Here is a 25,985-nt window from a genome sequence, read left to right as displayed (position 1 = left end):
CCTCGAACGGCTCGCAATTCACGAACCGCAGACCGCATGACCCCCGACGTTTCAACGGAGAGCAGCACTAGCTCCACGTCAAGCGGCTCGCACACGCAGGAACGCCGCCCCGACCTGCACCCCGGCTCATGCAGCAGGCTTGCGCTGTTCTGCTCCCGCCGCGTCCGGCACATTCGGCAGGGACCTCATGAGGTCACCCACCTGTGGCATTGCTCGGCGCACATTTGCCGCGCAGAGTGTTTCGCCGTGCGGGACTGCCCCGACTTAACAGGCACGGTGCGTTGACGGCGCGGTGACACACAACCGGGTTTAATGAGCAAGACGCACGGGCCAGGGTATGTGGGCATGCCCGGGACACGTGTATGTCCGCGCCCCATGGTCCGAGCCGGAGGGGCCGAGGGATCGAGTCCGAGTAGCCGCGGGACCGCCTATGGGTGACTCATCGAGGAAGCGATACGTCGAGGCTGCCAAGCAGGTCCTGGCCGATCGACGACGGACGAGCCGACGGTTCTTCGCGGTCCTCCTCAACCGGTCCGAGGACACGTTGAGCGGCCTCGAGGCTGAGCTAATGGCGCGATGGCCCCTCCTCCTCCTTCTCTCCGGCATCGTGATGCTCCCGCTGGTCGGGCTGCTTCGGGTCCTGCACTCCCACACCGTGCTCAGCGACAGCACCCCCGTTGTGGTCCTGGGACTCCTCGTCGGGTTCGTCGCGGCCGCCAGCAGCGCAGGCCTCATGTGGCACGGCGCGAGGCGGGCCCGTCGCCGGAACGTCGCGCGCGGATACGCCATCGGCCTTGTCTTCTCCGTCATCGCGGCGCCTGCCGCCATCGAGTCCGCCGCGGCCTGGACCACGGCCTTCTGGCACAGGGGACTCATCGGTGCATCCGGCGCCCCGGCGAGCCTTGCGGTCAGCGAGCGGTACTACGTCTACGAGATGTGCCGGTCGCTCGAGTTCCTCGGGATCGGTGACACCGCGAGGTGGGACGTCGGCGTCCATTTCGACGGCGAGACCGTCGGCGTGATCGTCATCATTTTGAAGGCGGTCCTGCTCCTGCCGCTCATTCGGCTGGCGACGTCGGCCTACCAGTGGTTGGCCGCCGGGCCCGCCCCGCCGCGGGAAGCCACACCACCGACCTACGTCAGCGACGACGGAGCCGAGTTCTTGGGCCCCCTGTGGGTGGGGACGGCCGTCTCCACGGTCGCCGCTGTCGCCGTCATGTGGTCGCTACCCGTTCGCTGGCTCGGCGAGCGAGCGGACTGGCTCGCCCACCAGATCGACGACCGCCTCCCCCCAGTCGCGGAGCTACCGGTCCTCGGACGGACGGTGCTACCGGATGCCAGCACTTTGTCGGGATGGCTGGTGGTGGCGGGGACTGTCGTCCAATGGGCAGTCGTGGTGGCAGCGATGGTCCTGTGCTGCATCGTCTTCCTGCTGATCGTGACGAGCGTGGTCAACAGCCACTACACCGCTCGCGAGTCCATCGGCGCGACGTTGGCCAGCGTCGTGGCGTGGCTGGCGGTCGCGACTGTGCTGGGGGCGGCGGCCACCGGGCTCCTGGTCAACTCGGGGCTGGCAACGACCGATCCGCCCTCGTCGGACCGTGCGGACCCCTGGTCACTGCTTGAATTGCAGTTATGGAGCCTTGTGAGCGCACTCCCGGGCCTGAAGGCCACGGAGGTCCTCGGCTGGGAACGACCGCTGGCGGTCGAGGGCTGGCCGGCCGTGCTGCTCCATGTGGGGTACCGGGTCTCCGCGCTGGTGACGATCGTCGGTGTGCCGTGGCTCGTAGCAGCACTATGGCGATATGTCGACAAGCCACCTCTCCAGGCCAGCCCGCCCCTCCAGTCCGCACAGCGCCTCGCGCAAGGTCTGGCGGCGTTCGAAGCAGCCCTGTCGACCAGCGACGAGTCCGTGCACCCAGCATCGGCTGCATTGAAGCGGGTTCGGCTGTATGCCGGCGAAGTGCGTTCGACATTCGGGCCTGGCTCCGTCAGCACAGCCGCGGAAGCGGCTGTAGCTGTGGCGACAGACTGCTTCAACATCGTTTACCGGGGCTCGTGGCGACAGGGGAAGGGCGGCACGGTCAGGTCCGTGGACGACGCCCGGGCGTGGGTCGAACAGCGCAGGACGGATTTCATCTGCGCGTCCTCGACCGCTCTGCGGCAAGCGACCCCTGTTATTGCCGCACCGGGGTCGCTCGGAAGCGAAGCTCAATAGGATGCCGCCCACCGACAGCCGCTTGACCAACCTGTCTGGGCAGTACATCTAAATCACAAGCAGACGGACAGCGCTTTCGCCCCGCGCGCTTCCTGCATCTGTGCCGTCCACCGCCAACGCTCGACAGAGACGCCCGCTCGCGACGTGCTCGACCGGGCGGAGGAGATCGTCCCCGCCCTCGAGAACGTCGATTCCGCCGACGCCTCGATCGAGGGTAGGAAGGCGACCGACTGGGCCGCGCTCAAGGCCTCGTAGGCGAGTATGACGGCATCCGCGCCGGGCGCATCGCGAGAGGCCGTCGAGAACAGCCCGGCAGCTCTACATGACGTGCCCCGGGAAGTCCGTAGCGATGGGTGAGCCGACTGTAGAACCGTCCCATCACCCGGCCCACGGGCCCGGCCTGCTCCACCGCCGGCGTCACGCACCTGCCGCTGGCGCCGAGATCCTCCAGCAGGTGCCGAGCAGTCGTGCGGACGCCCGGGCCGGTGGCCACCCAGGTGAATGAGCGGCTCGGCTCGAGTTCGGTCACCACAGACTCGGTCGGGGGGATCCGGGGTACGCCTACTCGCACCCGGGCCCCGGCGGCCCCGCCCGGCGGCGATTCCGGTCTGAGCTCGCCCAAACAATCAAGATCGATTCCCACACACCTGGTGCATCAAGGGCCCGTGGTTCCGTCGTGACGCATCGGGGTGACGTCGGCGGAGACAGTCATCCGGACCATCGCTGGCATAGGGCAGACGCCGGGACACATCACGGCGGAACGAGGCGCCGGGCCGCGACCCCAACTGCCAGCACGGCCGAACGCTCCCGCATCCGGTGACCCCGACATAGGTCCGGCGCCGTCGGCCCAGTCCGCCACGAGGCCCCGGCGGCTGGCCGCGTCGACATGCGGGTGGTGCGGCGGGCCGATCACGCTCAAGGCGACGGGGCGCCTCCCGAAGTGGTGCTCGCCGTCCTGCCGGCAGCGAGCCTGGGAGCAGTCCCGAGCAGCCGCCTCCGGCCTGTCAGCGGTCCGGGTCGTCGAGCGACGCGTCGAGGTCTCCGTGCCCACCGCGCCGACCCGCCGAGACTGGGTCCGGCTGCTGCACGACCTCGCTCGCCAACTCGACGACGGCCGTGTCTACGACCGCGACCTCCCGATCTCGCCGGAGCACTCGACGCCGTCCTGCAGTCCTACCGTCGACGCCCGTACCGCTGATCCCGGGCCGCCGACCCCCGGCCCCTCCGCTGGGGTGACAACGGCGGCTCGGCCGTCCCCGGCAGCGTCCCCCTCGGTCGAGGGCAGGGGTGACGTCTCCCCTCCGCGGGACTGACGGCCGCCAGTCAATGTCACCCCGGGGACGGGGACAGCGAACGAGCGGCACCGGACCGACCGGTGACAGTGCAGCGCCGCCGCAGCAGAGGAAGTCGGTCCTCCCCTGTCAGTAATCGGGTCGGCGCGGCGCCTTCTCTGGTGCACGGCGAACCACGCCGACCGTCGGCGTGCCTGGTGAGACGCCGGACGAGGAGCGCGCAATGAGTTCTCCACCGCCCCTGCGGCAGATGACGACCTGCGACCCCCTGCTGCTCACCCCCGAAGAGGCCGCGCAGGTGCTATGCGTCGGACGCACCACGCTGTACGCCCTGATTCGGGACGGTGACCTGCGCCCCGTCCACATCGGGCGGAGTTGCCGGCTATCCCGGGCCGAACTCGAGCGCTATGTCGACCGGCTGATGACCGTCGGACCGGCGCCGTCGTCCGGGCCCGACCGACACAAGCCAACTCCTTCACAGATCGGCGGCCGACTGGGCACCGACGCCGGGATGAGGCGCCTGCAGGCGTGACCCCCATGACTGTGGACGACTCCGCGGCCGTCCACAGATCTCCGGATTCGGAGCCGCAGCAGGCCTGACCGTGGTGCCGTCGGTGCCCGTCGGAGGTCGGCCCGCCCGTCGCGAATGGCTGTCCGTACATCCCGAACTGACCGGAGGACGACGTGGCGAGACGCGCGAACGGTGAGGGTTCGATCTTCCGACGCAAGGACGGCACATGGTCGGCCGAGCTCAGCTACCGGGATGACTACGGCAGCCTCAAGCGGCGCACCGTCTACGGCAAGACGCAGGCGGAGGTCCGGACGAAGCTCCGCGACGCTCGTGAGCGGGCCGAGTCAGGAGCACCGGTCAAGGACGCCTCGATGACGGTCGCCGCGTGGCTCGACGAGTGGATCACCAAGTCGCTCGCCGCGAGCGACCGCAAGCAGGCCACCAAGGACCTCTACGCCACCATCGCCCGCACCCACCTCGCTCCCACGGTCGGGACCATCCCCCTCGGCCGGTTGCGTCCCTCCGACGTGGAAGCGCTCATCGTCACCAAGCGGGACGCCGGCCTGGCCCCCTCGACGATCCGGACGATCTACACCGTCCTGCGGGCCGCGCTGGGCATCGCCTCGCGCGACGGACTCATCCGCAGCAATCCCGCCGCGACGGTGAAGCGACCTGGCGTCGAGCGCAAGGACGCACCGCACCTGACCGCCGAGCAGGCGCAGGCACTCCTGGATGCGATCCGTGGCGACAGGCTGGATGCCTTGTTCCGGGTGATGCTGGCCACCGGGCTGCGCCGCGGCGAGGCCTTAGCCCTGCACTGGTCCGACGTCGACCTCGACGCCGGTCTGCTGCGGGTCCGCTGGACACTCTCCCGGACCTCCCGAGGACTGCGGCTCGACGAGCCCAAGACCGACAAGTCCCGACGAACCGTGCCCCTCCCCCGCTCCGCCATCGCGGCGCTCGCAGCACACCGCACCCGACAGGCAGAGGAACGGCGCGCGACCGCCGACGCCTATGAAGATCACGGCCTGGTCTTCACCACGGAGATCGGCACCCCGCTCGAACCCCGCAACGTCCTACGGAGGTTCGAACTGCTAGCCCGGCGCGCCGGGCTCAGCGGCGTCCACCTGCACACGCTGCGGCACTCAGCGGCCAGCTTCCTGCTGGCGGCCGGCACGCACACCAAGGTCGTGCAGGAACACCTCGGCCATTCGTCCTACGCCATCACCGCCGACATCTACAGCCACGTCGGTCCCGCCCAGCAGCGCGAGGCCGCAGACCGGCTGGACGAGGCCCTCCGCTGGTGACCGTTGCTGTACTCCGGCCGCGTTGCTGTACCCGTTGCTGTAGTGACGCGAGAGGCGGGCCACCCGATTCGGATGACCCGCCTCTGACCTGCGCTTTTACTGTCGGGCTGACAGGATTTGAACCTGCGACCCCTTGACCCCCAGTCAAGTGCGCTACCAAGCTGCGCTACAGCCCGAGCTCCGAGCGCCCGGAGGCGCTCACCAGCTGCTCGAAGAGGTTACCGCACGCGGCGCGCCCTCCCCCGACCGGTCCTCGCGGGCCGGCCGGGGCCGGGACCTCAGTCCAGGTACTGCATGTGCTCGAGGTCCAGCGCGCTGACCGCGGTCGGCGCGAGCTCGCCCCGGCTCGCGAGCTCCTCGAATTCGACGACGCCGTCGATCTCCGTTCCCATGGAGATGTTGGTGACCCGCTCGAGGATGATCTCCACGACCACGGGCACCCGGTGCTGCGCCATGAGCTTCTTCGCCTCCTCGAAGGCGGGCTGGATCTCCTCGGGGTCGCGCACCCGGATCGCCTTGCAGCCCATCCCCTCGGCCACCTTCACGTGGTCGACGCCGTACCCGCCCAGCTCCGGCGCGTTGATGTTGTCGAAGCCCAGCTGCACGCAGTAGTCCATGTCGAACGCCCGCTGCGCCTGCCGGATCAGCCCCAGGTAGGAGTTGTTGACCAGCACGTGGACGTAGGGCAGCTGGAACTGCGCGCCCACGGCCAGCTCCTCGATCATGAACTGGAAGTCGTAGTCGCCGGACAGCGCCACGACGGTCGCCTCCGGGTCGGCGACGCAGACGCCGAGCGCCGCGGGCAGCGTCCAGCCGAGCGGGCCGGCCTGACCGCAGTTGATCCAGTGCCGCGGGCGGTAGACGTGCAGCAGCTGGCCGCCGGCGATCTGGGAGAGGCCGATGGTGCTGACGTACCGGGTGTCCCGGCCGAAGGACCGGTTCATCTCCTCGTAGACGCGCTGCGGCTTGATCGGCACGTCCTCGAAGTGGGTGCGCCGCAGCATGTCGTGCTTGCGCTGCTGGCAGTCCCGGACCCAGTCGCGGCGGCCGGGCAGCTGCCCGGCGTCCCGGCGCTCGCGGGCCACCTCGACGAACAGCTCCAGCGCGGCCTCGGCGTCCGACACGATGCCGAACTCCGGCGGGAACACCCGGCCGATCTGGGTGGGCTCGATGTCCACGTGGACGAACGTGCGGCCCTTGCGATAGACGTCCAGCCCGCCGGTGTGGCGGTTGGCCCACCGGTTGCCGATGCCCAGGACGAAGTCGGACTCGAGCAGGGTGGCGTTGCCGTACCGGTGCGCGGTCTGCAGCCCGACCATGCCGGCCATCAGCGGGTGGTCGTCGGGGATCGCGCCCCAGCCCATCAGCGTCGGGATCACCGGGACGTCGACCAGCTCGGCGAACTCGACGAGCAGGTCCGCGGCGTCGGCGTTGATGATGCCGCCGCCGGCGACCAGCAGCGGCCGCTCCGCGGCGGCGAGCATGTCCAGGGCCTTCTCGACCTGCGCCCGCGTGGCCCGCGGCTTGTACGCCGGCAGCGGCTCGTAGGTCTCGATGTCGAACTCGATCTCGGTCATCTGGACGTCGAACGGCAGGTCGATGAGGACCGGACCGGGCCGCCCGGAGCGCATCAGGTGGAAGGCCTGCTGGAAGGCGCCGGGAACCTGGGCCGGCTCGAGCACGGTCATCGCCATCTTGGTCACCGGCCCGGCGATGGCCGCGATGTCGACGGCCTGGAAGTCCTCCTTGTGCAGCCGGGCGACCGGCGCCTGCCCGGTGATGCACAGGATCGGGATCGAGTCGGCCATGGCCGAGTAGAGCCCGGTGATCATGTCGGTACCGGCCGGCCCCGACGTGCCCACGCAGACCCCGATGTTGCCGGCCTTCGTCCGCGTGTAGCCCTCGGCCATGTGCGACGCACCCTCGACGTGCCGGGCGAGCACGTGCTTGATGGTGTCCCGTTTGCGCAGTGCGCCGTAGAACGGGTTGATGGCGGCACCGGGGAGCCCGAACGCGTGGGTGACTCCCTCCCGCTCCAGGATCTGGACGGCGGCTTCGATGGCCCGGATGCGCGGCATCGGTCTCTCCTCGGTGAGATGGTCCGGTGGGCGGTGCTCTGGAGTGGGAGGTGCGTCAGCTGGTGCGGCGACCCGAGAGCTGCTCGACCAGGAGCAGCAGGGCGGAGTGGTCCAGGGACCCGTGACCGTCGGCGCGCAGCGCGCCCATGAGCTGCGCCACCAGCGCGCCGAGCGGGATCGCCACCCCGGCCTCCCGCGCGGCGCTGGTCACGATGCCGAGGTCCTTGTGGTGCAGGTCGACCCGGAAGCCCGGCGTGAACTCGCGGGCGATCATGTTCGCGGCCTTGCGGTCCAGGATCCGGTTGCCGGCCAGCCCCCCGGCGAGCACCTCGACCGCGGCCCGGGTGTCGACGCCGTGGGCCTCCAGGAAGACCAGGGCCTCCGCGACGAGCTCGATGGTGCCGGCCACGATCAGCTGGTTCGCGGCCTTCACGGTCTGCCCGGAGCCGGCCGGGCCGACGTGCACGACGGTGGAGCCGACGGCCTCGAGCACCGGTCGCGCCGCCTCGACGTCCTCCGGCTTCCCGCCGACCATGATCGACAGGGTCCCCTCGACCGCTCCCGCCTCGCCTCCGGAGACCGGGGCGTCGACCGCCCGGAAGCCGCGGGCCCGGGCCTCCTCCGCCAGCCGGACGGAGACGTCGGGGCGGATGGTGCTCGCGTCGACGAGCAGCGTCCCCGGCCGGGCGGAGTCGAGCACGCCGCCCTCGCCGAGCACGACCCGCTCCACGTCCGGGGAGTCCGGGAGCATCGTGAGGACGACGTCGGCCTCCCGGACGGCCTCGGCGACGTCGCCGGCCCCCCGGGCACCCTGCTCGACGAGCCGCTCGACCTTCTCCGGGCTGCGGTTGTAGGCGACGACGTCGAAACCGGCCTTGATCAGGTTGGCGGCCATCGGCGCGCCCATGATCCCCAGTCCGATGACGGCAACGGTGGTCATGACAGCTCCTTGTGTTCGTGGGGGGCGGGAACGGGACTCAGCGGGCCGAGCGGCTCTCGCGGGGCAGCCACGTCAGGCCCTCGAGCGTGTCGCCGCGGGGCTTGTACTCGAGCGCGACCCAGCCGTCGTAGCCGGCGGCGTCCAGCGCGTCGAGGTGCCGGTCCAGGTCGAGCTCACCGGTGCCGGGCTCGTTCCGGCCCGGCGCGTCGGCCACCTGCACGTGGGCGATCCGGCCGGCCTGGGTCGCGATCACCGCGTCCAGGTCGTCGCCGTTGACCGCGAGGTGGTACAGGTCGCAGAGGAAGCCCAGGTTCTCCACCCCGGTCTCCCGCTGCACGCGGTCGATGACGCCCACGACGTCGGCGGCGGTCAGCAGCGGGTAGCGGGGCGCCCCGCTGACCGCCTCGACCAGCACGGTGCCGCCGATCCGCGCCGCAGCCCGGCCGGCCAGGGCCAGGTTCTCGACGGCGAGCTCGTCCTGCGCCTCGGCCGGGACGTCGTCGACCCGGTTGCCGTACAGCGCGTTGAAGGCACCGCAGCCCAGCCGCTCGCCGATGCCGACGGTGACGTCGATGTTGTCCCGGAACTCCGCCGAGCGGGCCGGCCAGGACACGAGTCCCCGGTCGCCGCCGGGCATGTCGCCGGCGAAGAAGTTGAGCCCGATCAGCGAGACCCCGGCGTCCTCCACGGCGCCGACGAACTCGTCGACCTCGCGGTCCGCGGGCACGGCCGCGGCGAACGGCCACCAGAACTCCACGGCCGTGAAGCCGGCGTCCCTGGCCGCCGCGGGGCGCGCCAGGAGCGGCAGCTCGGTGAACAGGATCGACAGGTTGACCGCGTAGCGCCGAGACATCTCACTCCATCAGTTTCCGTATGGCGGAAGGTGTTTTCTGATGGGTGAAAAAGTAGCGGCCGGACGTGACGCGCGTCAACTACCCCGAAGAAGCCGCCGACCCCGGGCCCAGCGCATCCGGAGTCCGATCGGCGTCGGCCGAGATGCCTGTCCCTGTCCGGGGACCGGACGACGGAGGGCGGTTCCCTCAGCGCAGCCACCGGTGCACGGACGTACGCCGGGCGGCCGTCCAGGCGTCGTCGAAGTGCTGCTGGGTCTGCTCGGCCCGGGCCTCCTCGAGGGCGTGCAGCCGGCCGTAGAGGAAGGCGGCCTCCGTGGACGAGGTGTGCCGGGCCAGGTCGCGGAGCCGTTCCCGGGTCAGGACGGAGTCCTGGTGCTCCCCGAGCGCCTCCTGCACCGCCTCCATCGCCTGCGCGAACGTGGTCGCGTCCTGGCCGAAGACCGGGTCGACCGACTCCGCGGCGTAGCGCGAGGCCTTCGCTGCCTTGCGGGCGTCGTGCAGCAGCTCCTCCCGCTCGGGGCCGGCGGGACGGGCGTCGGCGTCCTCGACCAGGGCGCGCACCCCGGCGAAGCTCCGAGCGACGAGCCGCGGAAGGACCTTGCCCGCCGGGGCGGCCGCGCGCTCGGTGAGCGGCGGAGTGGCGACCAGCCCGTCCAGAGCCGCGACCAGCTGGTGGTAGCGCTCGCCGTCCAGCTCGGCCAGCACCCGGTCGTGCGCCTTCCGGTAGGCCTGGCCCAGCTCCTGGTCGGCGATCGTGGCGGCGGGGCCGTGCTCGGCGTTGCCGTCGTCCGTCCCGACCGCCTGGCTCACCCGGTCGCGCATCACCTCGGCGTCCCGGGCGGCGCCGAGCTCACCGGCCAGCCACTTCAGCTCACCGCGCAGCGGACGGACCACCTCGGCGGTGAACAGCGGCTTGAAGGTGGTCAGGGCGCTGCGCAGCCGCCGGGTGGCCACGCGCATCTTGTGGACGGCGTCGGGCGCGTCCAGCCGCACCGGCAGGTCCTGGGACCGAACCTGGGCGACCTGCTGGCGCAGGTGCGCGAGCACCACCTCGCCGGCCGGCGTCTTGGCGGTGAGCTTCGTGGCCTTCTTCGGCCGTGGCCGCCGCTTGTCCGTGCCAACCGCGCCCGTCCCCAGGAGGTGCGCGAGCTTCGAGGTGGCGTCTGCCGCCGTCAGGCCGTCCGCTCGCAGCCGGGCGTCGACGCCCTCGAGGAGGTGGGGGTCGCCGCCGACGAGCCCCACCTCGATCTCCCGCCAGGACGTCGCTGCTCCGGCCGCGTCCCCGCTGCCGTCCAGCGGCAGCAGCCGCCGCGCCGTCACCCGGTCGTCGGCAACCTCCGCCAGGACCTGCCCGGTCGGGTCGACCAGCCGCCGGACCGTGCGCTCGGTGACGATCTCGGCGACCGGCCGCAGCTCGGCGCCCCCGCTGTGCACCCGGACCAGCTTGCGCAGGGTGTCCGGCACGGTGCGGGCGCCGCGACCGGCCGGGAGGCGCACCTCCGACCGGGCATCGGCCCCGGCCGGGACCTCCAGGTGCCAGCCGGCGTCGTCCCCGCCGGTGCGCCGGCGCAGGGTCAGCCCGGCCGACGCCAGCCGGAGGTCCTCGGTGTCGAAGTAGGTCGCCGTCAGCCGCTGCCGCGCCGCCGTGCCCTCGGCGAGCGGGAGGAGACCGTCGCTCGTGGCCCGGGCGTCGTCCGCCCCCAGCACCAGATCGGTGAGGGCCGGCAGCTCGAACGCCTCATCGGCTTCGTACTTCTTCGCGACTTCCCGGTGAACAGCGGCCATCCGGGAGGTGTACCCCAGGAAGGTGAACAACCGCGAGGTCCGACCGGGCGGCCCGGTGGCGGATCACCCCTTGCGGTCGCGGGCCTTCGAGTCGCGCACCTTGACCGAGATGTCGATCGGCGTGCCGTGGAAGCCGAAGCGTTCGCGCAGCTTCCGCTCCAGGAACCGGCGGTACCCGGCCTCCAGGAACCCGGTGGAGAACACCACGAAGCGCGGCGGCCGGATGTCGGCCTGCGTCACGTACTTGATCTTCGGCGCGCGTCCGCCGCGGGCGGGCGGGGGCGTGGCCATGACCAGCTCGCGGATGAAGTTGTTCAGCTCGGCGGTCGGCACCCGGGTCTCCCACGAGGCGAGCGCGGCCCGCAGGTGGTCGGCCAGCTTGTTCACCCCGCGGCCGCTCAGCGCCGAGATGTTGACCCGGCTGGCCCACTGGACCCGGGCCAGGTCCCGCTCGATCTCCTTCTCCAGCTGCGTGCGCCGGTCCTCGTCGAGGGTGTCCCACTTGTTGATCGCCAGCACCAGCGCGCGGCCGGCCTCGATCACCTGGGTGATGACCCGCTGGTCCTGCTCGCTGATCACCTCGTCGGCGGCGAGCAGGACGACGGCGACCTCGGCGGCCTCGATGGCCGCCTCGGTCCGCAGGCTCGCGTAGTACTCCGTGCCACTGGCGGTGTTCACCCGCCGGCGCAGCCCGGCCGTGTCGACGAAGCGCCACTCCTCCCCGCCCAGGGTCACGATCGAGTCGACCGGGTCGACCGTGGTGCCGGCGACGGAGTCGACGACCGAGCGCTCCTCCTTCGCGAGCCGGTTGATGAGGCTGGACTTGCCTACGTTGGGCCGGCCGACCAGCGCGACCCGGCGCGGGCCACCCACCTCCTCCTGCTCGCGCGGCGCCTCGGGCAGCGCGTCCAGCACGATGTCGAGCAGGTCCCCGCTGGCCCGCCCGTGCAGCGCGCTGACCGCGTACGGCTCGCCGAGGCCCAGCGACCACAGCTCGGCGGCGCCGGCCTCGCCGCGCTCGTCGTCGACCTTGTTCGCGACCAGGATCACCGGCCGGTCGCTGCGCCGCAGCACGCGGGCGGCGGCCAGGTCGGTCTCCGTGGCGCCGACCGAGGCGTCGACCACCAGCACGATGACGTCGGCGGTCTGCATCGCGTACTCGGCCTGGCGGGCGATTGAGGCGGCCATGCCGGTGGCCTTGGGCTCCCAGCCGCCGGTGTCGACGACGGTGAACGACCGCCCGTTCCACAGCGCCTGGTAGGCGATCCGGTCCCGGGTCACGCCGGGGACGTCCTGCACGACCGCCGCGCGGCGGCCGAGGAAGCGGTTGACCAGCGTCGACTTGCCGACGTTCGGCCGGCCGACGATCGCGACGACCGGCAGCGGGCCGGTCGGGTCGGTGTCGGTGGTGCTCATGCGGGGTCCCTCACTGCTGTGCCGGCCAGGTCGAGCACCCGCTCGACCACGGCCGCGCGGTCCAGCCCGGTGCTGTCGACGACGATCGCGTCGGCAGCCGGGCGCAGCGGGCTGTCGGCCCGGCTGCTGTCGTGCTCGTCGCGGCGACGGAGGTCGGCCGCGATCCTGGCGATCCGGGCGGGGTCGGTGACACCCAGCTGGCCGGCCCGCCGCTCGGCGCGCACCTCCGGTGCCGCGGTCAGGTAGATCTTCAGGGTCGCGTCCGGCAGGACGACGGTGCCGATGTCCCGCCCCTCGACGACGACCGCGTCGGCCGCGGCCACCAGCGCGCGCTGCCGCTCCACCAGGAGCCGGCGGACGGCCGGGACGGCGGAGACCGGCGAGACGGCGCGGGTCACCTCGGTGCCGCGGATCCGGGCGGCGACGTCCTCGCCGTCGACCCGGACCACCTCCGTCTCCGCCGACGTCCCGATCTCGATGTCGGCCGCCGCGACCGCGCGGGCGATGCCCTCGGGGTCGTCGAGGTCGACGCCGGCGTCCAGCACGGCGACGGTGGCGGCCCGGTACATCGCGCCGGTGTCCAGATAGGCCGCGCCCAGCCGGGTGGCGACGTCCCGGGCCACGCTGGACTTCCCCGTTCCCGACGGCCCGTCCAGCGTCACCTGCCCGCGGAACCCGTCCATCTCGCGGTCCTCCTGCGCACTCACTGGGCGATGTCCCGCCGCAGGGCCACCGCGCCGCGCAGGTACACGTGCTGGATCTCCGCCCGGCCCTTCGGCGTCTCCACGTGCGCCATCAGCCGCAGCACCCGGGGCAGCGCGTGCGGGACAGCGATCTCCGTCGCGCACATCAGCGGGACGTCGCCCAGCCCCAGCTCCCGGGCGGCCAGCGCGGGGAACTCCGACACCAGGTCCGGCGTGGCGGTGAACAGGATGCTGATCAGGTCCGGTGAGGCCAGCTCGTTCCGTTCCAGCACGGCGGAGACGAGCTCGCGGGTGGCCGCCAGGACCTCGTCGCGGTCGTCGGCGGCGACCTGGGTCGCCCCCCGGATGGCACGGACGGCCACGGTTACACTCCTCGCTCGGGGCGGCGCACGGGATGCCGTGCACCTCGGTCGAGTCTAGGGAGCCTCCGCCACCTCGCCCGCGGCGCTCAGCCGAGGGGGGTGATCCCCCAGCTCGCCGTCGTCGACTCCCCCGGCTCGAGGCGCCGGACGTCCTCCCCGGTCTGCAGCGCGTTCGGGGGGCAGGTCATCGGTTCCACGGCCAGCCCCCGCCGCCGCCGGGGCCCGGGGAGGACGTCACCGGTGAACAGCTGCAGGTGCGGGTAGCCCTCGTCCTGCCACACCGCGGCGCCCCGGCCGTCCGGAGCGGTCAGCCGCACCCAGGCCCGCCCGTCGCCGTCCCGCTCGAGGTCGGTGAAGGCGTGGTCGATGGCCAGGTCGCCGACCACCCGGCCGGCCCGCAGGTCGTAGGGCGTTCCCTCGACCGGCACCGACCCGGTGGGGATGCTCCGCTCGTCGGTCTCCAACCGGGTGCCGCCGGGCGCCACGAGGGAACAGCCGTCGACGAGCAGGCCGGCTCCCGCCGCGAGGTAGGGGTGGTGCCCCTCCCCGTACGGCAGCGGGACGTCGCCCTCGTTGGTGGCCGTGGTGCTCACGCGCAGCCCCGCGGCCGAGAGCTCGTAGGCGACCTGCAGCCGCAGCACGAACGGGTAGCCCGGCTGCGGGTACAGCAGATACCCGAGCGCGACGGTGTCGCTGGAGCGCGCGATCACCGACCAGGGCACGAAGCGCACCAGCCCGTGGATCGCGTTGGCCACGTCGGGCTCGCTGAGCGGCAGCTGGTGCTCCTCGCCGTCCCAGGTGTACCGGCCGTCGCGGATGCGGTTGGGCCACGGGGCGAGCAGCTGGCCGCGGCCGGCGTCGGGCAGGTCCCGCTCGCCGTAGCCGTCCAGCAGCTCCCGCCCGCCGGCGCGGTAGCTGCGCAGGCCGCCGCCGACCTCGACGACGGTCACCTCCGCGCCGGCGCCGCTCAGCGTGAACTGCTCCCCGGTCGGCCGGACGCTCACCGCGGACGCTCGGCGGTCAGGTCGCGCACGTCGGCGTACCGCTCGCGCACGAACGGCACCGGATCGGCCTCGTACGTCTCGGTGCTGGCGGTCGGCCAGACCGGCGGGGTGTCGCCGCCGGCGAGCACCCAGGCGGCCTGGCGGGCGGCGCCGTCGGCCACGTACTCGCCCGGCGGCGGCACGAGCACCGGCACGCCGAGGACGGCGGGGGCGATCCGGCGGACCGCCTCCGACCGGGCCCCGCCGCCGACCATGAAGACCCGGGTCACCGGGGTGCCGCCGGCGACGACGGCCGTCAGCCCGTCCGCCAGCCCGCACAGCAGGCCCTCGACGGCGGCCCGGGCCAGGTGCGCCGGGTCGGAGGTGGCCAGGGTCAACCCGTGCAGCGCCCCGGTGGCGTGCGGCCGGTTCGGGGTCCGCTCCCCCTCCAGGTAGGGCACCAGCACCAGCCCGCCGGCCCCGGGCGGCGCCGACAGCGCCAGCCGGGAGAGCTCGGCGTGGTCGACGCCGAGCAGCCGCGCGGTGGCGTCCAGCACCCGGGCCGCGTTGAGGGTGGTGACCAGCGGGAGGAAGTGGCCGGTGGCGTCGGCGAAGCCGGCGACGGTGCCCGTCGGGTCGGCCATCGGGGTGGTCGCCACCGTGGAGACGACGCCGGAGGTGCCGATGGAGACGACGACGTCGCCCGGCTCGGCGCTCAGCCCCAGGGCCGCCGCGGCGTTGTCCCCCGCGCCGGGCCCGAGCACCGCGCCACCCCCGGGACCGGCGACCACGCCGGCCCGCTCGGCCGGACCCAGCACCCGCGGCACCAACGGGGTGCGGCCGAAGGCCCGCTCCAGCAGGTCCGGCCGGTACTCGCCGGTGATCGTCGACCAGTAGCCGGTGCCGCTGGCGTCGGACCGGTCGGTGACCAGCGCGTCCAGGCCGTGTCGGTCACCCACCCCTCCACCCCGGCGATGCCCGGCCAGCTGCCAGGTCAACCAGTCGTGCGGCAGGCACACCGCCGCGGTCCGGCTCGCGTGCTCGGGCTCGTGCTCGGCGAGCCAGCGCAGCTTGCTGACCGTGAACGAGGCGACCGGCACCAGGCCGACGGCATCCGCCCACGCCCGGCCGCCGGCCTCCGGGCCGCCGAGCTCGGCGACCAGCTCCGCGGCCGCGCCGGCGGAACGGGTGTCGTTCCACAGCAGCGCGGGGCGCACCACCTCGCCGTCCTCGTCCAGGCACACCATGCCGTGCTGCTGACCGCCGACGGCGACCGCGGCGACGTCGTCCAGGCCACCGGCCCCGGCGACGGCGGCCTGCAGCGCCGTCCGCCAGGCGGCCGGGTCGACCTCCGTCCCGTCGGGGTGCGGCGCCCGCCCCTCACGGACCAGGCGGCCGCTCTCCGCGTCCCGCACCACGACCTTGCACGACTGGGTCGACGAGTCGACCCCGGCCACCAGCGTCATCGAGCGGTCTCCCCTCTCCCGGGCCGGCTCAGCGGGCGCCGAGCAGGTGCTCGAGCGCGAGCTGGTCGAGGCGGGTCACCCCGGCGCCGCGCTGCGCGACCGCGGCGGGGTCGAAGTCCTCGAACGCCGACCGGTCGGCCAGCAGCTCCTCGTAGCCGCCCTCCCCCACGGTGGGGGTGCGCAGCTCGCCGACCTTGGCAGCCGCCATGGCCTCCTGCACCTCGGGGTCGGCGCGGAACGCGGCTGCCCGCTCCTTCAGCAGCAGGTAGGTGCGCATGTTGGCCGCGGCCGAGGCCCAGACGCCGTCCATGTCCTCGGTGCGCAGCGGCTTGTAGTCGAAGTGGCGTGGACCGTCGTAGGTCGGGCCGCCGTGCAGCCCGCCGTTCTCCAGCAGGTCCACGGTGCTGAACGCCTGGATCAGGTCGCCGTGGCCGAACACCAGGTCCTGGTCGTACTTCGGGCCGTGCTGGCCGTTGAGGTCGATGTGGAACAGCTTGCCGTTCCACAGGGCCTGCGCGATCCCGTGGGTGTAGTTGAGGTTGGCCATCTGCTCGTGGCCCACCTCGGGGTTCACCCCCACCAGGTCGGCGTGCTCGAGCTTGCTGATGAAGGCGATGGCGTGGCCGATGGTCGGCAGGAAGATGTCGCCGCGGGGCTCGTTGGGCTTGGGCTCCAGCGCGAAGCGCAGGCCGTAGCCCCGGTCGATCGAGTACTGGGCGAGGGTGTCGATCGCCTCGGCGTACCGGTCCAGCGCGGCATCGAGGTCCTTGGCGACGTCGACCTCGGTGCCCTCCCGCCCGCCCCACAGCACGTAGACCTGCGCGCCCAGCTCGGCGGCCAGGTCCATGTTGCGCATGACCTTGCGCAGGGCGAAGCGGCGGACCTCACGGTCGTTCGCGGTCAGGCCGCCCTCCTTGAACACCGGATGGGTGAACAGGTTGGTGGTGACCATCGGGACGACCAGACCGGTCTCCTCCAGCGCGGCGCGGAAGTCCTTGATGTGGCGCTCGCGGGCGGTGGCGTCGCTGCCGAAGGGGATCAGGTCGTCGTCGTGGAAGGTGACGCCGTAGGCACCGAGCTCCGCGAGCCTGTGCACCGTCTCGACGGCGGACGGCGCCGTGCGGGTCGCGTCGCCGAAGGGGTCACGGGCCGGCCAGCCGACGGTCCACAGCCCGAAGGAGAACCGGTCCTCGCGGGTGGGCTGCAGATCGCTCATCGGTGGTTCCTCTCGAGGGAGACGTACGACCCGTTCGGGTCGCCTTTTGTTTTCCCTCAAAACATAAGGCAGGACGTCGTTAACCTCAAGAGGTGATCCAGCCATCGACCGACGCCCCCAGCGGGGCTCGGCAGTCGACGCTGCGCACGACCAACCTCGCTCTCGTGCTGCGCACGGTCTGCGCCTCGGCCCGGCCCCTGTCGCGGTCGGACGTCGCGGTGGCCACCGGCATGACCCGGGCGACGGCTGCCCGCCTGGTCGACGAACTGGTGGCCGGAGCGCTCCTGGACGAGGCCGAGCGCGATCCGCTGCCCCGCCGTGGCCGGCCGGCCACGCCGCTGCTGCCGGGCGCGCGGTTCGGAGCCCTCGGGCTGCACATCGACGCCGGGCTGCTGGCGGCCCGGGTCCTCGACCTGCGCGGTCGGGTGGTCGGCGAGCGCGTCGAGCAGCGCGACCTGCGGGGCAGCGACCCCACCGGCACGTTCGCCCGGCTCGGCGCGCTGACGGCGGAGCTGCTGGCCGACCTGCCGGCCGGGCTCCGGGTGGTGGGCGCAGGACTGGCCGTGCCCGGCGTGGTGGACGAGGCCGCGGGAGTGCTGCTCCGCGCACCGAACCTCGGCTGGTCCGACCTGGGCACGGCGGAACTCCTCCACGCGTGCGTACCCGGCGGTCTCGAGGTCGTCCTCGGCAACGAGGCGGACCTGGCCGCGCGCACCGTCGCCGACGAGGCACCCGGGCGGGCCGGACCGCACCGCGACTTCCTGTACCTGTCCGGGCAGATCGGGATCGGTGGCGCCGTCGTGCTGGACGGCCAGGTCGTCACCGGCAGCTCGGGCTGGGCCGGCGAGGTGGGGCACGTCTGCGTCGACCCCGGCGGGCCGGCCTGCAGCTGCGGGTCGACCGGGTGCCTGGAGCTCTACGCCGGGCGGCACGCATTCCTCCGCGCCGCCGGTCTGCCGCTGGAGGCGACCTCCGGCGAGCTGGCCGAGCTGGCCCGTGCCGGGGATCCAGCCGCCGCGGGTGCTGTCGAGACGGGCGCCTGGGCCCTCGGCGTGGCCCTGGCCGGGGTGGTCAACGTCGTGGGAATCCCCACCGTCGTCCTCGGCGGGCACCTCGCCGAGCTCGCCGACTTGCTTCGCCCCCCGCTCGAGGAGCACCTCGCCCGCCGCGTGCTGTCCGCCCGGTGGCGACGGCCACGGATCCTCAGCGCGCAGGGACCGTCGGCCGCCGGTGCCAGCGGAGCCGCGCTGCGGGCACTGGACCAGGTGCTCGCGGATCCGGCCCGCTGGCTCGGCTGACGGCGCCCTCTCAGAGGCCGACGAGCTCGTGCAGGGCACCGACCTCCTGGCGGGTGAGCCGGCGGATGGTGCCGGTGCGCATCCGGGCCAGCTCGATCGGGCCGACGGCGGTGCGGGTGAGCCGGGAGACCGGCAGCCCGACCTCGGCGAGCAGCCGGCGCACGATGTGCTTGCGGCCCTCGTGCAGCACGACCTCCACCACCGACTGGCCGGCGTGTGTGTCGACCACCTGGAACGAGTCGACCCTGGCCGGGCCGTCCTCCAGCTCGACGCCCGACCGCAGCCGGCGGGTGACGTCGCGGGACACCGACCCGCTGACCTGGGCCAGGTAGGTCTTGCGCACCTCGAAGGAGGGGTGGGCCAGCCGGTGGGCCAGCTCGCCGTCGGTGGTGAGCAGCAGCAGCCCCTCGGTGTCCTGGTCGAGCCGGCCGACGTGCACCAGGCCGGGGGCCAGGTCGCCCATCATGTCGCCGACGGTGGCCCGGCCGCGGTCGTCGCTCATCGCGGTGATGACGCCGAAGGGCTTGTTCAGCGCGTAGGTGACCTTGTCGTTGCGGACGTCGATACGCCGCCCGTCGACCGCGATCACCGCGGTCTGCGGGTCGACCCGCATGCCCTGCGTGCGGACCACCGCGCCGTTCACGCTGATCCGGCCGGCCTCGATCATCTCCTCGGAGACCCGGCGGGATCCGATGCCCGCGCGCGCGAGCACCTTCTGCAGCCGCTCCCCCGGGCGGTCGTCGGACTCGGGCTCCTCGCGGTCACGGGGATGCACCGGGGCGAGCTCCATGTCCTCGGACCAGCCCTCGCCACCCTGGGTCAGGGACTCGTCGTCTGGGAACGTGTTCATCCCTGCCAGTGTCCCACCCGCTCCTGCCGGGCTCCCGGTCGTTGCCTCAGGCGCCGGTGGCCTCGTCGCCCTCCCTGGCGGCCGCGGCCATCGCCTGCTCGCGCCGGGCCACGACCGCGACCGCCGCGCCGCCCAGCAGGGCCAGCGCTGCGGTGGCCATCCACGGCCGGTTGAACCGGTCGGCCAGCAGGTGGTCGACCGAGTAGCGGCCCGGCCCGGCGATGGCCAGTGCCGTGCCGGCCAGCCCGAGGACGCCGGTGTACTCGTAGCCGCCCGCGGTGGCGAAGAAGCCGGCGGGCCGGTGCACCGCGCCGGCGGCGACCATCGTGGAGGCGGCCGCCGCCCCGCCGACCGGCGTGGCCAGGCCGAGGGCCAGCAGGACCCCGCCGCCGGTCTCCCCCAGCCCGGCCAGCACCGCGCTGGGCCGGGACGGGCGGAAGCCCATGGCCTCCATGCCCGCGGCCGTCCCCTCGATGCCCCCGCCACCGAACCAGCCGAACAGCTTCTGCGCACCGTGCGCGGCCAGCGTCGACCCGACGCCGAGCCGGAGCGCCAGCAGTCCCAGGTCCGGGCGGCGCGATCGTGCCTCCATGGCGACCTCCTCGGCAGTGGCCGGCGCGGGGATTGCTGCCCGCACCGACCCGCTGCTGCTACCCGTCCCGGTGCCGGGTGAACGGGACGGCGGTCAGCCGCCCGCGGTGTCGCCGGGCCGCGGCTGACCGAGATGGTGCCGTCCGGGACGGCGGGAAGCTGGTGCTCGGCGTCCAGGGGTTCACCAGCGCCGTCCCGCTGCGCAGCCGGCTGAGGAACGGGCTGACCCGGGTGCTCCTCCGGCTCGCCACCGGTCGGGACGTCCGGGACACCCCGACCGGGCTGCGCGGGCACGCGGCGTCCCTGCTCCCGTGGCTGCTGTCCGTCCCCGGCGAGCGGTTCGAGTACGAGTCGGCACGCTGCTGGGGGCGGTCCGCCGTGGCCTGCAGGTGGACCAGGTCGCTATCGCGACGGTCTACCTGGAGGGCAACGCCTCCTCGCACTTCCGCCCCGTCCTGAACTCCGCGCGGGTCTACGCCGCCCTGCTGACCGTCCTGCTGTCGTCCTCCGCGGCCTTCCCGGTCGGCACCGCGGCGGCCGACGTCCACGCCCGGGACCCCCGGGGTGCCCGGCGGTCCCCGGTGTGATCGGCTGCCGCGGTGCAGCCCGGCCGGCCTCCCGCCCTCGAGGTCGTCGTCGCGGGCGCCGGTCCGGCGGGGCTGTCCGCGGCAGCGGCCTGCGCCGCGGCCGGCCTCCGCACCGCCCTCGTCGCGCCCGCCCTGCGGCCCTGGCCGCACACGTACTGCCTGTGGGCGGAGGAGCTGACGGCGGCGGCCGGTGCGCTCGGCCTCGACGCCGGCGCGGTCGCCGCGGTCCATCCCACGGTCGTCGTGCGCACGGCCGCCGGCGGGGAACGGCGGCTGGGACGGCGGTACGCCAGGCTCCGCAACGACGTGCTGCACGCCGCCCTCCTGGACCGGGCCCGCGCGCACGGAGCGCACCTGGTCGACGGCCGCGTGGAGGCGCTGCGCGCCGAGGGCGGTGGCGAGGTGGCGGTGCTCGCCGACGGCACCGAGCTGCGGGCCGGCGCGGTGCTCGACGCGCGCGGCGCCGGCCCCGGCACGGCCCAGCAGCGGGCGTGGGGCGAGGTGGTGGCCGGGCCGGTCGACGCGCTGGTGCCGCCCGGCTCGGCGCTGCTCATGGACTGGACGGCGCTGGCCGGCACCGGGGGGTCACCGGCGTTCCTCTACGGCCTCCCGCTCGACGACGGCACCACCCTGCTGGAGGCCACCTCGCTCGCCGCCCGCCCGCCGGTGCCACTCCCGGACCTGCGGGCCCGGCTCGCCGCCCTGCTCGAGTCCGCCGGGCTGCGCCCGGTCGGTCCGCCCGAGCGGGTGGCCATCCCCCTCGACGCCCGCCCCCGCCGGTCCGGGCCCGGGACGCCGCTGGGCGCCGCGGCCGGGATGGTGCACCCGGCCACCGGGTACAGCGTCGGCGCCTCGCTGCAGCTGGGGCCGCGGGTCGCCGCCGTCCTGGCCGCGGGCGGGGACGCCGGCGCCGCCCGCCGCGCGGTGCTCACCGCCCGCCGCCGGGCCACCGCGGGGCTGCTCGGCGTCGGCCTGGAGGTCCTCCTCCCGCTGGACGCGGCCGCCACCGACGCGTTCTTCGCCGCCTTCTTCACCCTCCCCGAGCGCTCCTGGGCCGCGTACCTGAGCACCGAGGCCGCTCCCGGGGAGGTCGCCGCCGCCATGGCGGGGACGTTCGCGGCGCTGCCCGCCGCGCAGCGCCGCTCCCTGCTCCGCACCGTGGCCCGCCTCGGCGGCGCCCAGACGGCCGGCCGGCTCCGCGCCCTGACCGGGCGGCCGAGGCGTCCCTGACCGGTCAGGAGGCGCGCCCGCGGCTCCCGGTGCGGACCGCGTAGGCGGCGGCCTCCGCGCGGTTGCGCGCGCCGAGCTTGGCCAGGATGTGGCTGACGTGGTGCCCGGCGGTCCGCTCGCTGATGACCAGGGCGTGCGCGATCCCCGCGTTGGACATGCCCTCGGCGATCAGCTCGAGGACCTCCTGCTCCCGGGCGGTGAGCGAGCCCGCCGCGCGGGCCCGGCCCCCGGGTGCCTCGCCGAGCTGCCGCAGCAGGCCGGTGGCCGTGTCCGCGGCCCGGACGGCACCCAGCCGGCGGAAGGCGCCCAGCGCGGCACGCGCCTCCTCGCGGGCGGAGTCCGGGTCGGTCCCGGCGACCGCCCGCGCGAGGGCCAGCCGGGACATCCCGGCGTCCAGCGGCATGAGCAGGCCGCGGAACGCGGCCAGGGCCCGGCGGGCCGGCTCCACCGCCTCGGCCGCGCCGCCGGCGCCGAGGACCACCTGGGCCGCGGCGAGGTCCGCCCGGGCCGCGAGCAGCCGGATGCCGGACTCCTCCGCCCGGCGGGTGAGCCCGGCGGCGGCCGACCGGGCGCCGGCCAGGTCCCCGAGCGCGAGGTGGGCGTCGACCAGCGGGGCCAGCAGCCGGGTCGCGGCGACGATGTCGTCCCCGGTGCTGCCCAGCCCGCGTTCGAGCAGCGTGACGGCCTGGTGCGGACGGCCGGCGGCGATCCGCAGCAGGGCCAGCGCCCGCAGCGCGGCGGGGTGCTCCTCCCGGCCGGCCAGCAGCTCTTCCGCCTCACTCAGCCGCCCCTGCTGCACGCGCAGCTCGGCGAGGGAGGCCACCGTGGGGGCGCTCAGCTCCGGGATGTGCCGGGAGTGGGTGGCCAGCGCGTCCCGCAGCGCGTCCTCGGCCTCCGCCCAGCGGCCGTTGACGATCAGCAGGTCGGCGTGCACGGTGCGGCAGGCGCCGAACAGGGGCGCCACCCGGTGCGCCTCGGCGAACCCCTCGACCAGCTCGCACCACTCGGTGGCCCGCTCCCACTCCCCCGCGCCGGAACAGGCGAGGACGAGGTTGCAGTACGCCTCCCCCAGGGTGTGCACGCTGCGCACCCGGCCGGCCGTCGCGGCCGCCATCGCCTCCTCCAGCAGGCGCAGGCCGGCGTCCCGGTGACCCGCGCGCACCTCCGCGCGCCCCAGCAGGCTGACCGCGAGCACCTCCAGGTCACCGGACCCCACGGCCCGCCCGACCTCGACGGCGCGGGCGGCCTGGCTCAGCTGCTCCTCGACCCGGGTCGCCTGGCGGGCGCGCTCCACGGCCACCCAGCCGTGGCCGGCGCAGGTCGGCAGGCCGGCCAGCGCCCGCTCCGCCCGGGCCAGCCACCCCCGGGCCGCCGACGCCCGCCCGCCGAGCGCGTGCTGGTGGGCCACCCACACGGCGACCCGGGCCGCGTCGTCGCACCGCCCGGCGCGCACGTACCGGTCGAAGGTGTGCTCGCGCACGGCGATGGCCTCGACCACCGACCCCTGGAACCACAGCGCCTGGGCCAGTCCGTCGCCGGCCTCGGCCCCGTGCTCACCGCCGTCCGCGGAGTCGGACGCGGCGGCGAACGCCGAGCGGGCGGACTCCCAGTCCGCCCGCTCGAGCGCGCGCCTGCCGTCGTCGAGCAACTCGGCCAGCCCCGGCCTGCCCATGGCCCAGAAGGGTCCCACGCGGGAGGCGCGGCGGGCACCCCCCGCGTGTGCGCTCACCGCCGGGTGCCGACCGCCACCAGGTACTCCTTCTCGAACCGGGCCTTGTCTGGGGTGCCCCGGTCCCACTCGTCGCAGAACCGGGCGAGCGCCTCGTCGAACTCCTGCTCCCGGCCGTCGCGGGCGGCGTTGGCCCGGGCGGCGATCGTCGGCCCGTAGAAGGAGGTCATGTGCCGGGCGTAGTCGTAGCGGTCCTCGAAGGCGGTGATCTCCAGGGTGTCCCGGCGGAGGGTGGTGAAGTCCACGCGGCCGCCGACGAGCGCCTGCAGGTGCTCCTCGCTGCCCCACAGCGGAGGTGGCTGGGCGCCGGGCGGAGGCGGGGCGGCGAACGGCTTCATCGTGCGGAAGAGGGCGCCGAGCATGCCGTCCGGCGTCCAGCTGAGCAGCGCGATCGTGCCGCCGGGCCGGCACACCCGGACCATCTCGTCGGCGGCCTGCTGGTGGTGCGGCGCGAACATCACGCCGATCGCGGACATCACGACGTCGAAGGAGGCGTCGTCGAACGGCAGGTGCTCCGCGTCGGCCTCCCGCCACTCCAGCTGCAGGCCCTGGGCCTCTGCGCGACGCCGGCCCTCGTCCAGCAGCTCGGGGGTCAGGTCGCTCGCCGTCACCTGCGCGCCGCGGGCCGCCGCCGGCAGCGAGGCGTTGCCGGTGCCCGCCGCGATGTCCAGCACCCGCTGCCCGGGCTGGATGCCGGCCGCCTCCACGAGCCGTTGCCCGATCGGCTCCAGCCAGGTGGTGACCATCTGGGGGTAGTCCCCCGAGGCCCACATCTTGCGGTGCCGGGCCTTGAGCTCCCTGTCCTCGGCCACAGCCGTCATCGTCCGTACCTCCAGGTCGTCGGTGGTGACGGTCCCCAGGGTCGCGAGGCACCGGGTGCGGGCACATCGGTCGATCTGCCCATCTCCTGCCCATCCGGCTGCCCATCGGCCCTGTCACGATGGCGCGGTGCTGCTCGCCGACGTCGTCGTCACCTCGGCCGCCGTGGCGGCCACCCGGTCCCGGACGGCGAAGGCCACGGCGATCGCCGCCCTGCTGCGCCGGACCGAGCCCGACGAGGTGGAGCCGGTCACCGCGTGGCTGGCCGGGGAACCGCGCCAGGGCCGGCTCGGGGTGGGCTGGCGCACCCTGTCCCGGCTGAGCGGGCCACCGGCCGGGACGGCGTCGCTGACCGTCGCCGAGGTCGACCGGACCCTGACCGGGCTGGCGGCCACCGCCGGGCCGGGGTCGGGCACCCGGCGGGACGACGCGCTCGGTGCCCTGCTGGCCGCGGCCACCGCCGAGGAGCAGCAGTTCCTGGTGCGGCTGCTCACCGGCGAACTCCGCCAGGGCGCCCTGGAGGGCGTCGTGCTCGACGCCGTGGCCGCCGCCGCCGACGTGCCCGCCGCGACCGTCCGCCGCGCGTTCATGCTGGCCGGCAGCCTGCCCGCGACCGCCGCCACAGCCCTGGCCGGCGGGACCGAAGCCCTGGACGCGGTGCGCCTGCGGGTCGGTCGCCCGGTGCGCCCGATGCTCGCCAGCCCCGGCTCCTCCCTGGACGCGGCGCTGGCCGACCTGGGCAGCGAGGTCACCGTGGAGTTCAAGCTCGACGGCGCACGCATCCAGGTCCACCGCCAGGGGGACGACGTCCGGGTGTGGACCCGCACCCTCCGCGAGGTGACCGACGCCGTCCCCGAGCTCGTCGACCGGGTGCGGGCCCTGCCGTGCACCGCCGCGGTGCTCGACGGGGAGACCCTCGCGCTCGACGACGACGGCCGGCCGCGGGCGTTCCAGGACACCATGAGCCGCTTCGGCAGCGACACCGCCGACGCCCTGTCGTCCGACCGCGGAGGACTGCTCAGCCCGTTCTTCTTCGACCTGCTGCACCTGGACGGGCGGGACCTGCTCGACGAGCCGCTGTCGGCCCGCCTCGACGCCCTCGCGGGGTTGCTGTCCGCCGACGAGCACGCCGCGCTCCGGATGCCCGGCGTCCGCCGTCCGCTGCCGGAGGAGGCGGCCGGGGTGCTCGACGACGCCCTGTCCGCCGGGCACGAGGGGGTGGTGGTCAAGGCGCTCGACGCGCCCTACGCCGCCGGCCGGCGGGGCCGGGCGTGGCAGAAGGTGAAGCCGGTGCACACCCTGGACCTCGTCGTCCTCGGCGCGGAGTGGGGGTACGGCCGGCGCACCGGGAAGCTGTCGAACATCCACCTCGGAGCGCGGGACGCCGACGGCGGCGAGCCGGTCATGGTCGGCAAGACCTTCAAGGGCATGACCGACGAGTTGCTGGACTGGCAGACCGCGACGTTCCCGGCGCTGGCCCGCGAGCAGCCCGGCTGGGGGGTGCTGCTGCGGCCGGAGCTGGTCGTCGAGATCGCCGTGGACGGCGCGCAGCGCAGCCCCCGCTACCCCGGCGGGGTCGCCCTGCGGTTCGCCCGCGTGCTGCGGTACCGGCCGGACAAGACCCCGGCCGAGGCGGACACGCTCGACGCCGTCCGCGCGCTGCTGGCCGGCGACTGACCTAGACGAGTAAGTCCGAACGGCCCGGCTGAGTCACAGGCCTGTAGTTCGGGACGGAGGGTGTTCAGGCTC

22 protein-coding genes and 1 tRNA gene are annotated in these 25,985 nt (G+C 74.1%); 7 read left to right on the top strand and 16 right to left on the bottom strand.

The annotated features are described in order from the left end of the window. Positions 1–430: 430 nt before the first annotated feature. From HK417_RS22915 to HK417_RS22905, 3 genes are all read left to right on the top strand, one after another. A complete protein-coding gene (locus HK417_RS22915; protein WP_222272462.1) occupies positions 431–2,218 on the top strand; it encodes a hypothetical protein in 1,788 nt (595 codons plus the stop codon). A gap of 1,515 nt (positions 2,219–3,733) precedes the next feature. Continuing rightward, on the top strand, positions 3,734–4,042 hold the full coding sequence (locus tag HK417_RS22910) for a helix-turn-helix domain-containing protein (RefSeq protein WP_222272460.1): 309 nt from the start codon (positions 3,734–3,736) through the stop codon (positions 4,040–4,042). Positions 4,043–4,194: 152 nt separating this feature from the next. After that, positions 4,195–5,328, top strand: coding sequence for a tyrosine-type recombinase/integrase (locus HK417_RS22905; RefSeq protein WP_222272458.1), 1,134 nt, complete (start codon positions 4,195–4,197; stop codon positions 5,326–5,328). Between the two features lie 102 nt (positions 5,329–5,430). Here the strand turns inward: HK417_RS22905 and HK417_RS22900 are convergent. The 11 genes from HK417_RS22900 to xylA all read right to left on the bottom strand — a co-directional run bounded on the left by HK417_RS22900 (position 5,431) and on the right by xylA (position 17,132). Beyond that, positions 5,431–5,504, bottom strand: a tRNA-Pro gene (locus tag HK417_RS22900). A 102-nt stretch (positions 5,505–5,606) separates the two neighbouring features. Further along, on the bottom strand, positions 5,607–7,406 hold the full coding sequence (gene gcl / locus HK417_RS22895; RefSeq protein WP_222272456.1) for a glyoxylate carboligase: 1,800 nt from the start codon (positions 7,404–7,406) through the stop codon (positions 5,607–5,609). A gap of 55 nt (positions 7,407–7,461) precedes the next feature. Beyond that, positions 7,462–8,346 (bottom strand): 2-hydroxy-3-oxopropionate reductase, encoded by an 885-nt coding sequence (locus tag HK417_RS22890; protein ID WP_222272454.1) that lies wholly within the window; start codon positions 8,344–8,346, stop codon positions 7,462–7,464. Positions 8,347–8,383: 37 nt separating this feature from the next. Then, positions 8,384–9,199 (bottom strand): hydroxypyruvate isomerase family protein, encoded by an 816-nt coding sequence (locus HK417_RS22885; protein ID WP_222272452.1) that lies wholly within the window; start codon positions 9,197–9,199, stop codon positions 8,384–8,386. A gap of 187 nt (positions 9,200–9,386) precedes the next feature. Further along, a complete protein-coding gene (locus tag HK417_RS22880) occupies positions 9,387–10,985 on the bottom strand; it encodes a CYTH and CHAD domain-containing protein (RefSeq protein ID WP_222272450.1) in 1,599 nt (532 codons plus the stop codon). A 63-nt stretch (positions 10,986–11,048) separates the two neighbouring features. Then, complete coding sequence (der, locus tag HK417_RS22875; RefSeq protein WP_222272448.1) at positions 11,049–12,401, bottom strand: ribosome biogenesis GTPase Der; 1,353 nt, start codon at positions 12,399–12,401, stop codon at positions 11,049–11,051. Continuing rightward, complete coding sequence (gene cmk, locus HK417_RS22870) at positions 12,398–13,084, bottom strand: (d)CMP kinase (protein WP_222272446.1); 687 nt, start codon at positions 13,082–13,084, stop codon at positions 12,398–12,400. The genes der and cmk overlap by 4 nt, the downstream gene beginning before the upstream one ends. Before the next feature lie 20 nt (positions 13,085–13,104). Continuing rightward, positions 13,105–13,467, bottom strand: coding sequence for a chorismate mutase (gene aroH / locus HK417_RS22865; protein ID WP_222272435.1), 363 nt, complete (start codon positions 13,465–13,467; stop codon positions 13,105–13,107). An 86-nt stretch (positions 13,468–13,553) separates the two neighbouring features. Then, positions 13,554–14,471 carry an aldose 1-epimerase family protein gene (locus HK417_RS22860; protein WP_222272433.1) on the bottom strand — a complete coding sequence of 306 codons (918 nt, stop codon included), beginning with the start codon at positions 14,469–14,471 and terminating at the stop codon, positions 13,554–13,556. Further along, positions 14,468–15,916, bottom strand: coding sequence for a xylulokinase (locus HK417_RS22855; protein ID WP_222272431.1), 1,449 nt, complete (start codon positions 15,914–15,916; stop codon positions 14,468–14,470). The genes HK417_RS22860 and HK417_RS22855 overlap by 4 nt, the downstream gene beginning before the upstream one ends. Before the next feature lie 28 nt (positions 15,917–15,944). After that, positions 15,945–17,132, bottom strand: coding sequence for a xylose isomerase (gene xylA, locus HK417_RS22850; RefSeq protein ID WP_222272429.1), 1,188 nt, complete (start codon positions 17,130–17,132; stop codon positions 15,945–15,947). 92 nt (positions 17,133–17,224) lie between these two features. Here xylA and HK417_RS22845 point away from each other — a divergent pair, with 92 nt between their 5' ends. Then, positions 17,225–18,430 (top strand): ROK family protein, encoded by a 1,206-nt coding sequence (locus HK417_RS22845; protein WP_222272427.1) that lies wholly within the window; start codon positions 17,225–17,227, stop codon positions 18,428–18,430. A gap of 10 nt (positions 18,431–18,440) precedes the next feature. Here HK417_RS22845 and HK417_RS22840 read toward each other — a convergent pair whose 3' ends face one another. Genes HK417_RS22840 through HK417_RS22830 form a run of 3 tightly spaced genes read right to left on the bottom strand, consistent with a single transcriptional unit; the run spans position 18,441 to position 20,143 of the window. Continuing rightward, complete coding sequence (locus tag HK417_RS22840; protein ID WP_222272425.1) at positions 18,441–19,280, bottom strand: pseudouridine synthase; 840 nt, start codon at positions 19,278–19,280, stop codon at positions 18,441–18,443. A gap of 46 nt (positions 19,281–19,326) precedes the next feature. Then, positions 19,327–19,872 carry a DoxX family protein gene (locus tag HK417_RS22835; RefSeq protein WP_222272423.1) on the bottom strand — a complete coding sequence of 182 codons (546 nt, stop codon included), beginning with the start codon at positions 19,870–19,872 and terminating at the stop codon, positions 19,327–19,329. Positions 19,873–19,930: 58 nt separating this feature from the next. Next, complete coding sequence (locus HK417_RS22830; RefSeq protein ID WP_222272421.1) at positions 19,931–20,143, bottom strand: hypothetical protein; 213 nt, start codon at positions 20,141–20,143, stop codon at positions 19,931–19,933. 39 nt (positions 20,144–20,182) lie between these two features. Between HK417_RS22830 and HK417_RS22825 the strand changes: the two genes are divergently transcribed. Further along, on the top strand, positions 20,183–20,458 hold the full coding sequence (locus HK417_RS22825) for a hypothetical protein (RefSeq protein WP_222272419.1): 276 nt from the start codon (positions 20,183–20,185) through the stop codon (positions 20,456–20,458). 12 nt (positions 20,459–20,470) lie between these two features. After that, positions 20,471–21,688, top strand: a complete 1,218-nt coding sequence (locus tag HK417_RS22820; protein WP_222272417.1) for a lycopene cyclase family protein — start codon at positions 20,471–20,473, stop codon at positions 21,686–21,688. Positions 21,689–21,692: 4 nt separating this feature from the next. Here HK417_RS22820 and HK417_RS22815 read toward each other — a convergent pair whose 3' ends face one another. Then, positions 21,693–23,360: a helix-turn-helix transcriptional regulator gene (locus HK417_RS22815; RefSeq protein WP_222272415.1), complete on the bottom strand. Its 1,668-nt coding sequence runs from the start codon at positions 23,358–23,360 to the stop codon at positions 21,693–21,695. A 53-nt stretch (positions 23,361–23,413) separates the two neighbouring features. Continuing rightward, positions 23,414–24,238 carry a class I SAM-dependent methyltransferase gene (locus HK417_RS22810; RefSeq protein ID WP_222272413.1) on the bottom strand — a complete coding sequence of 275 codons (825 nt, stop codon included), beginning with the start codon at positions 24,236–24,238 and terminating at the stop codon, positions 23,414–23,416. Between the two features lie 127 nt (positions 24,239–24,365). On the opposite strand from HK417_RS22810, the gene HK417_RS22805 reads away from it, so the two are divergent. Beyond that, positions 24,366–25,913, top strand: a complete 1,548-nt coding sequence (locus HK417_RS22805; RefSeq protein ID WP_222272411.1) for an ATP-dependent DNA ligase — start codon at positions 24,366–24,368, stop codon at positions 25,911–25,913. The last annotated feature ends 72 nt before the right edge of the window (positions 25,914–25,985 follow it).

The organism is Modestobacter marinus (assembly GCF_019799945.1).
In the GTDB taxonomy this organism is placed as follows: domain Bacteria; phylum Actinomycetota; class Actinomycetes; order Mycobacteriales; family Geodermatophilaceae; genus Modestobacter; species Modestobacter marinus_B.
The sequence above is the reverse complement of the archived record's forward strand: the minus strand, read 5'-3'. Positions and strand labels throughout refer to the sequence as shown.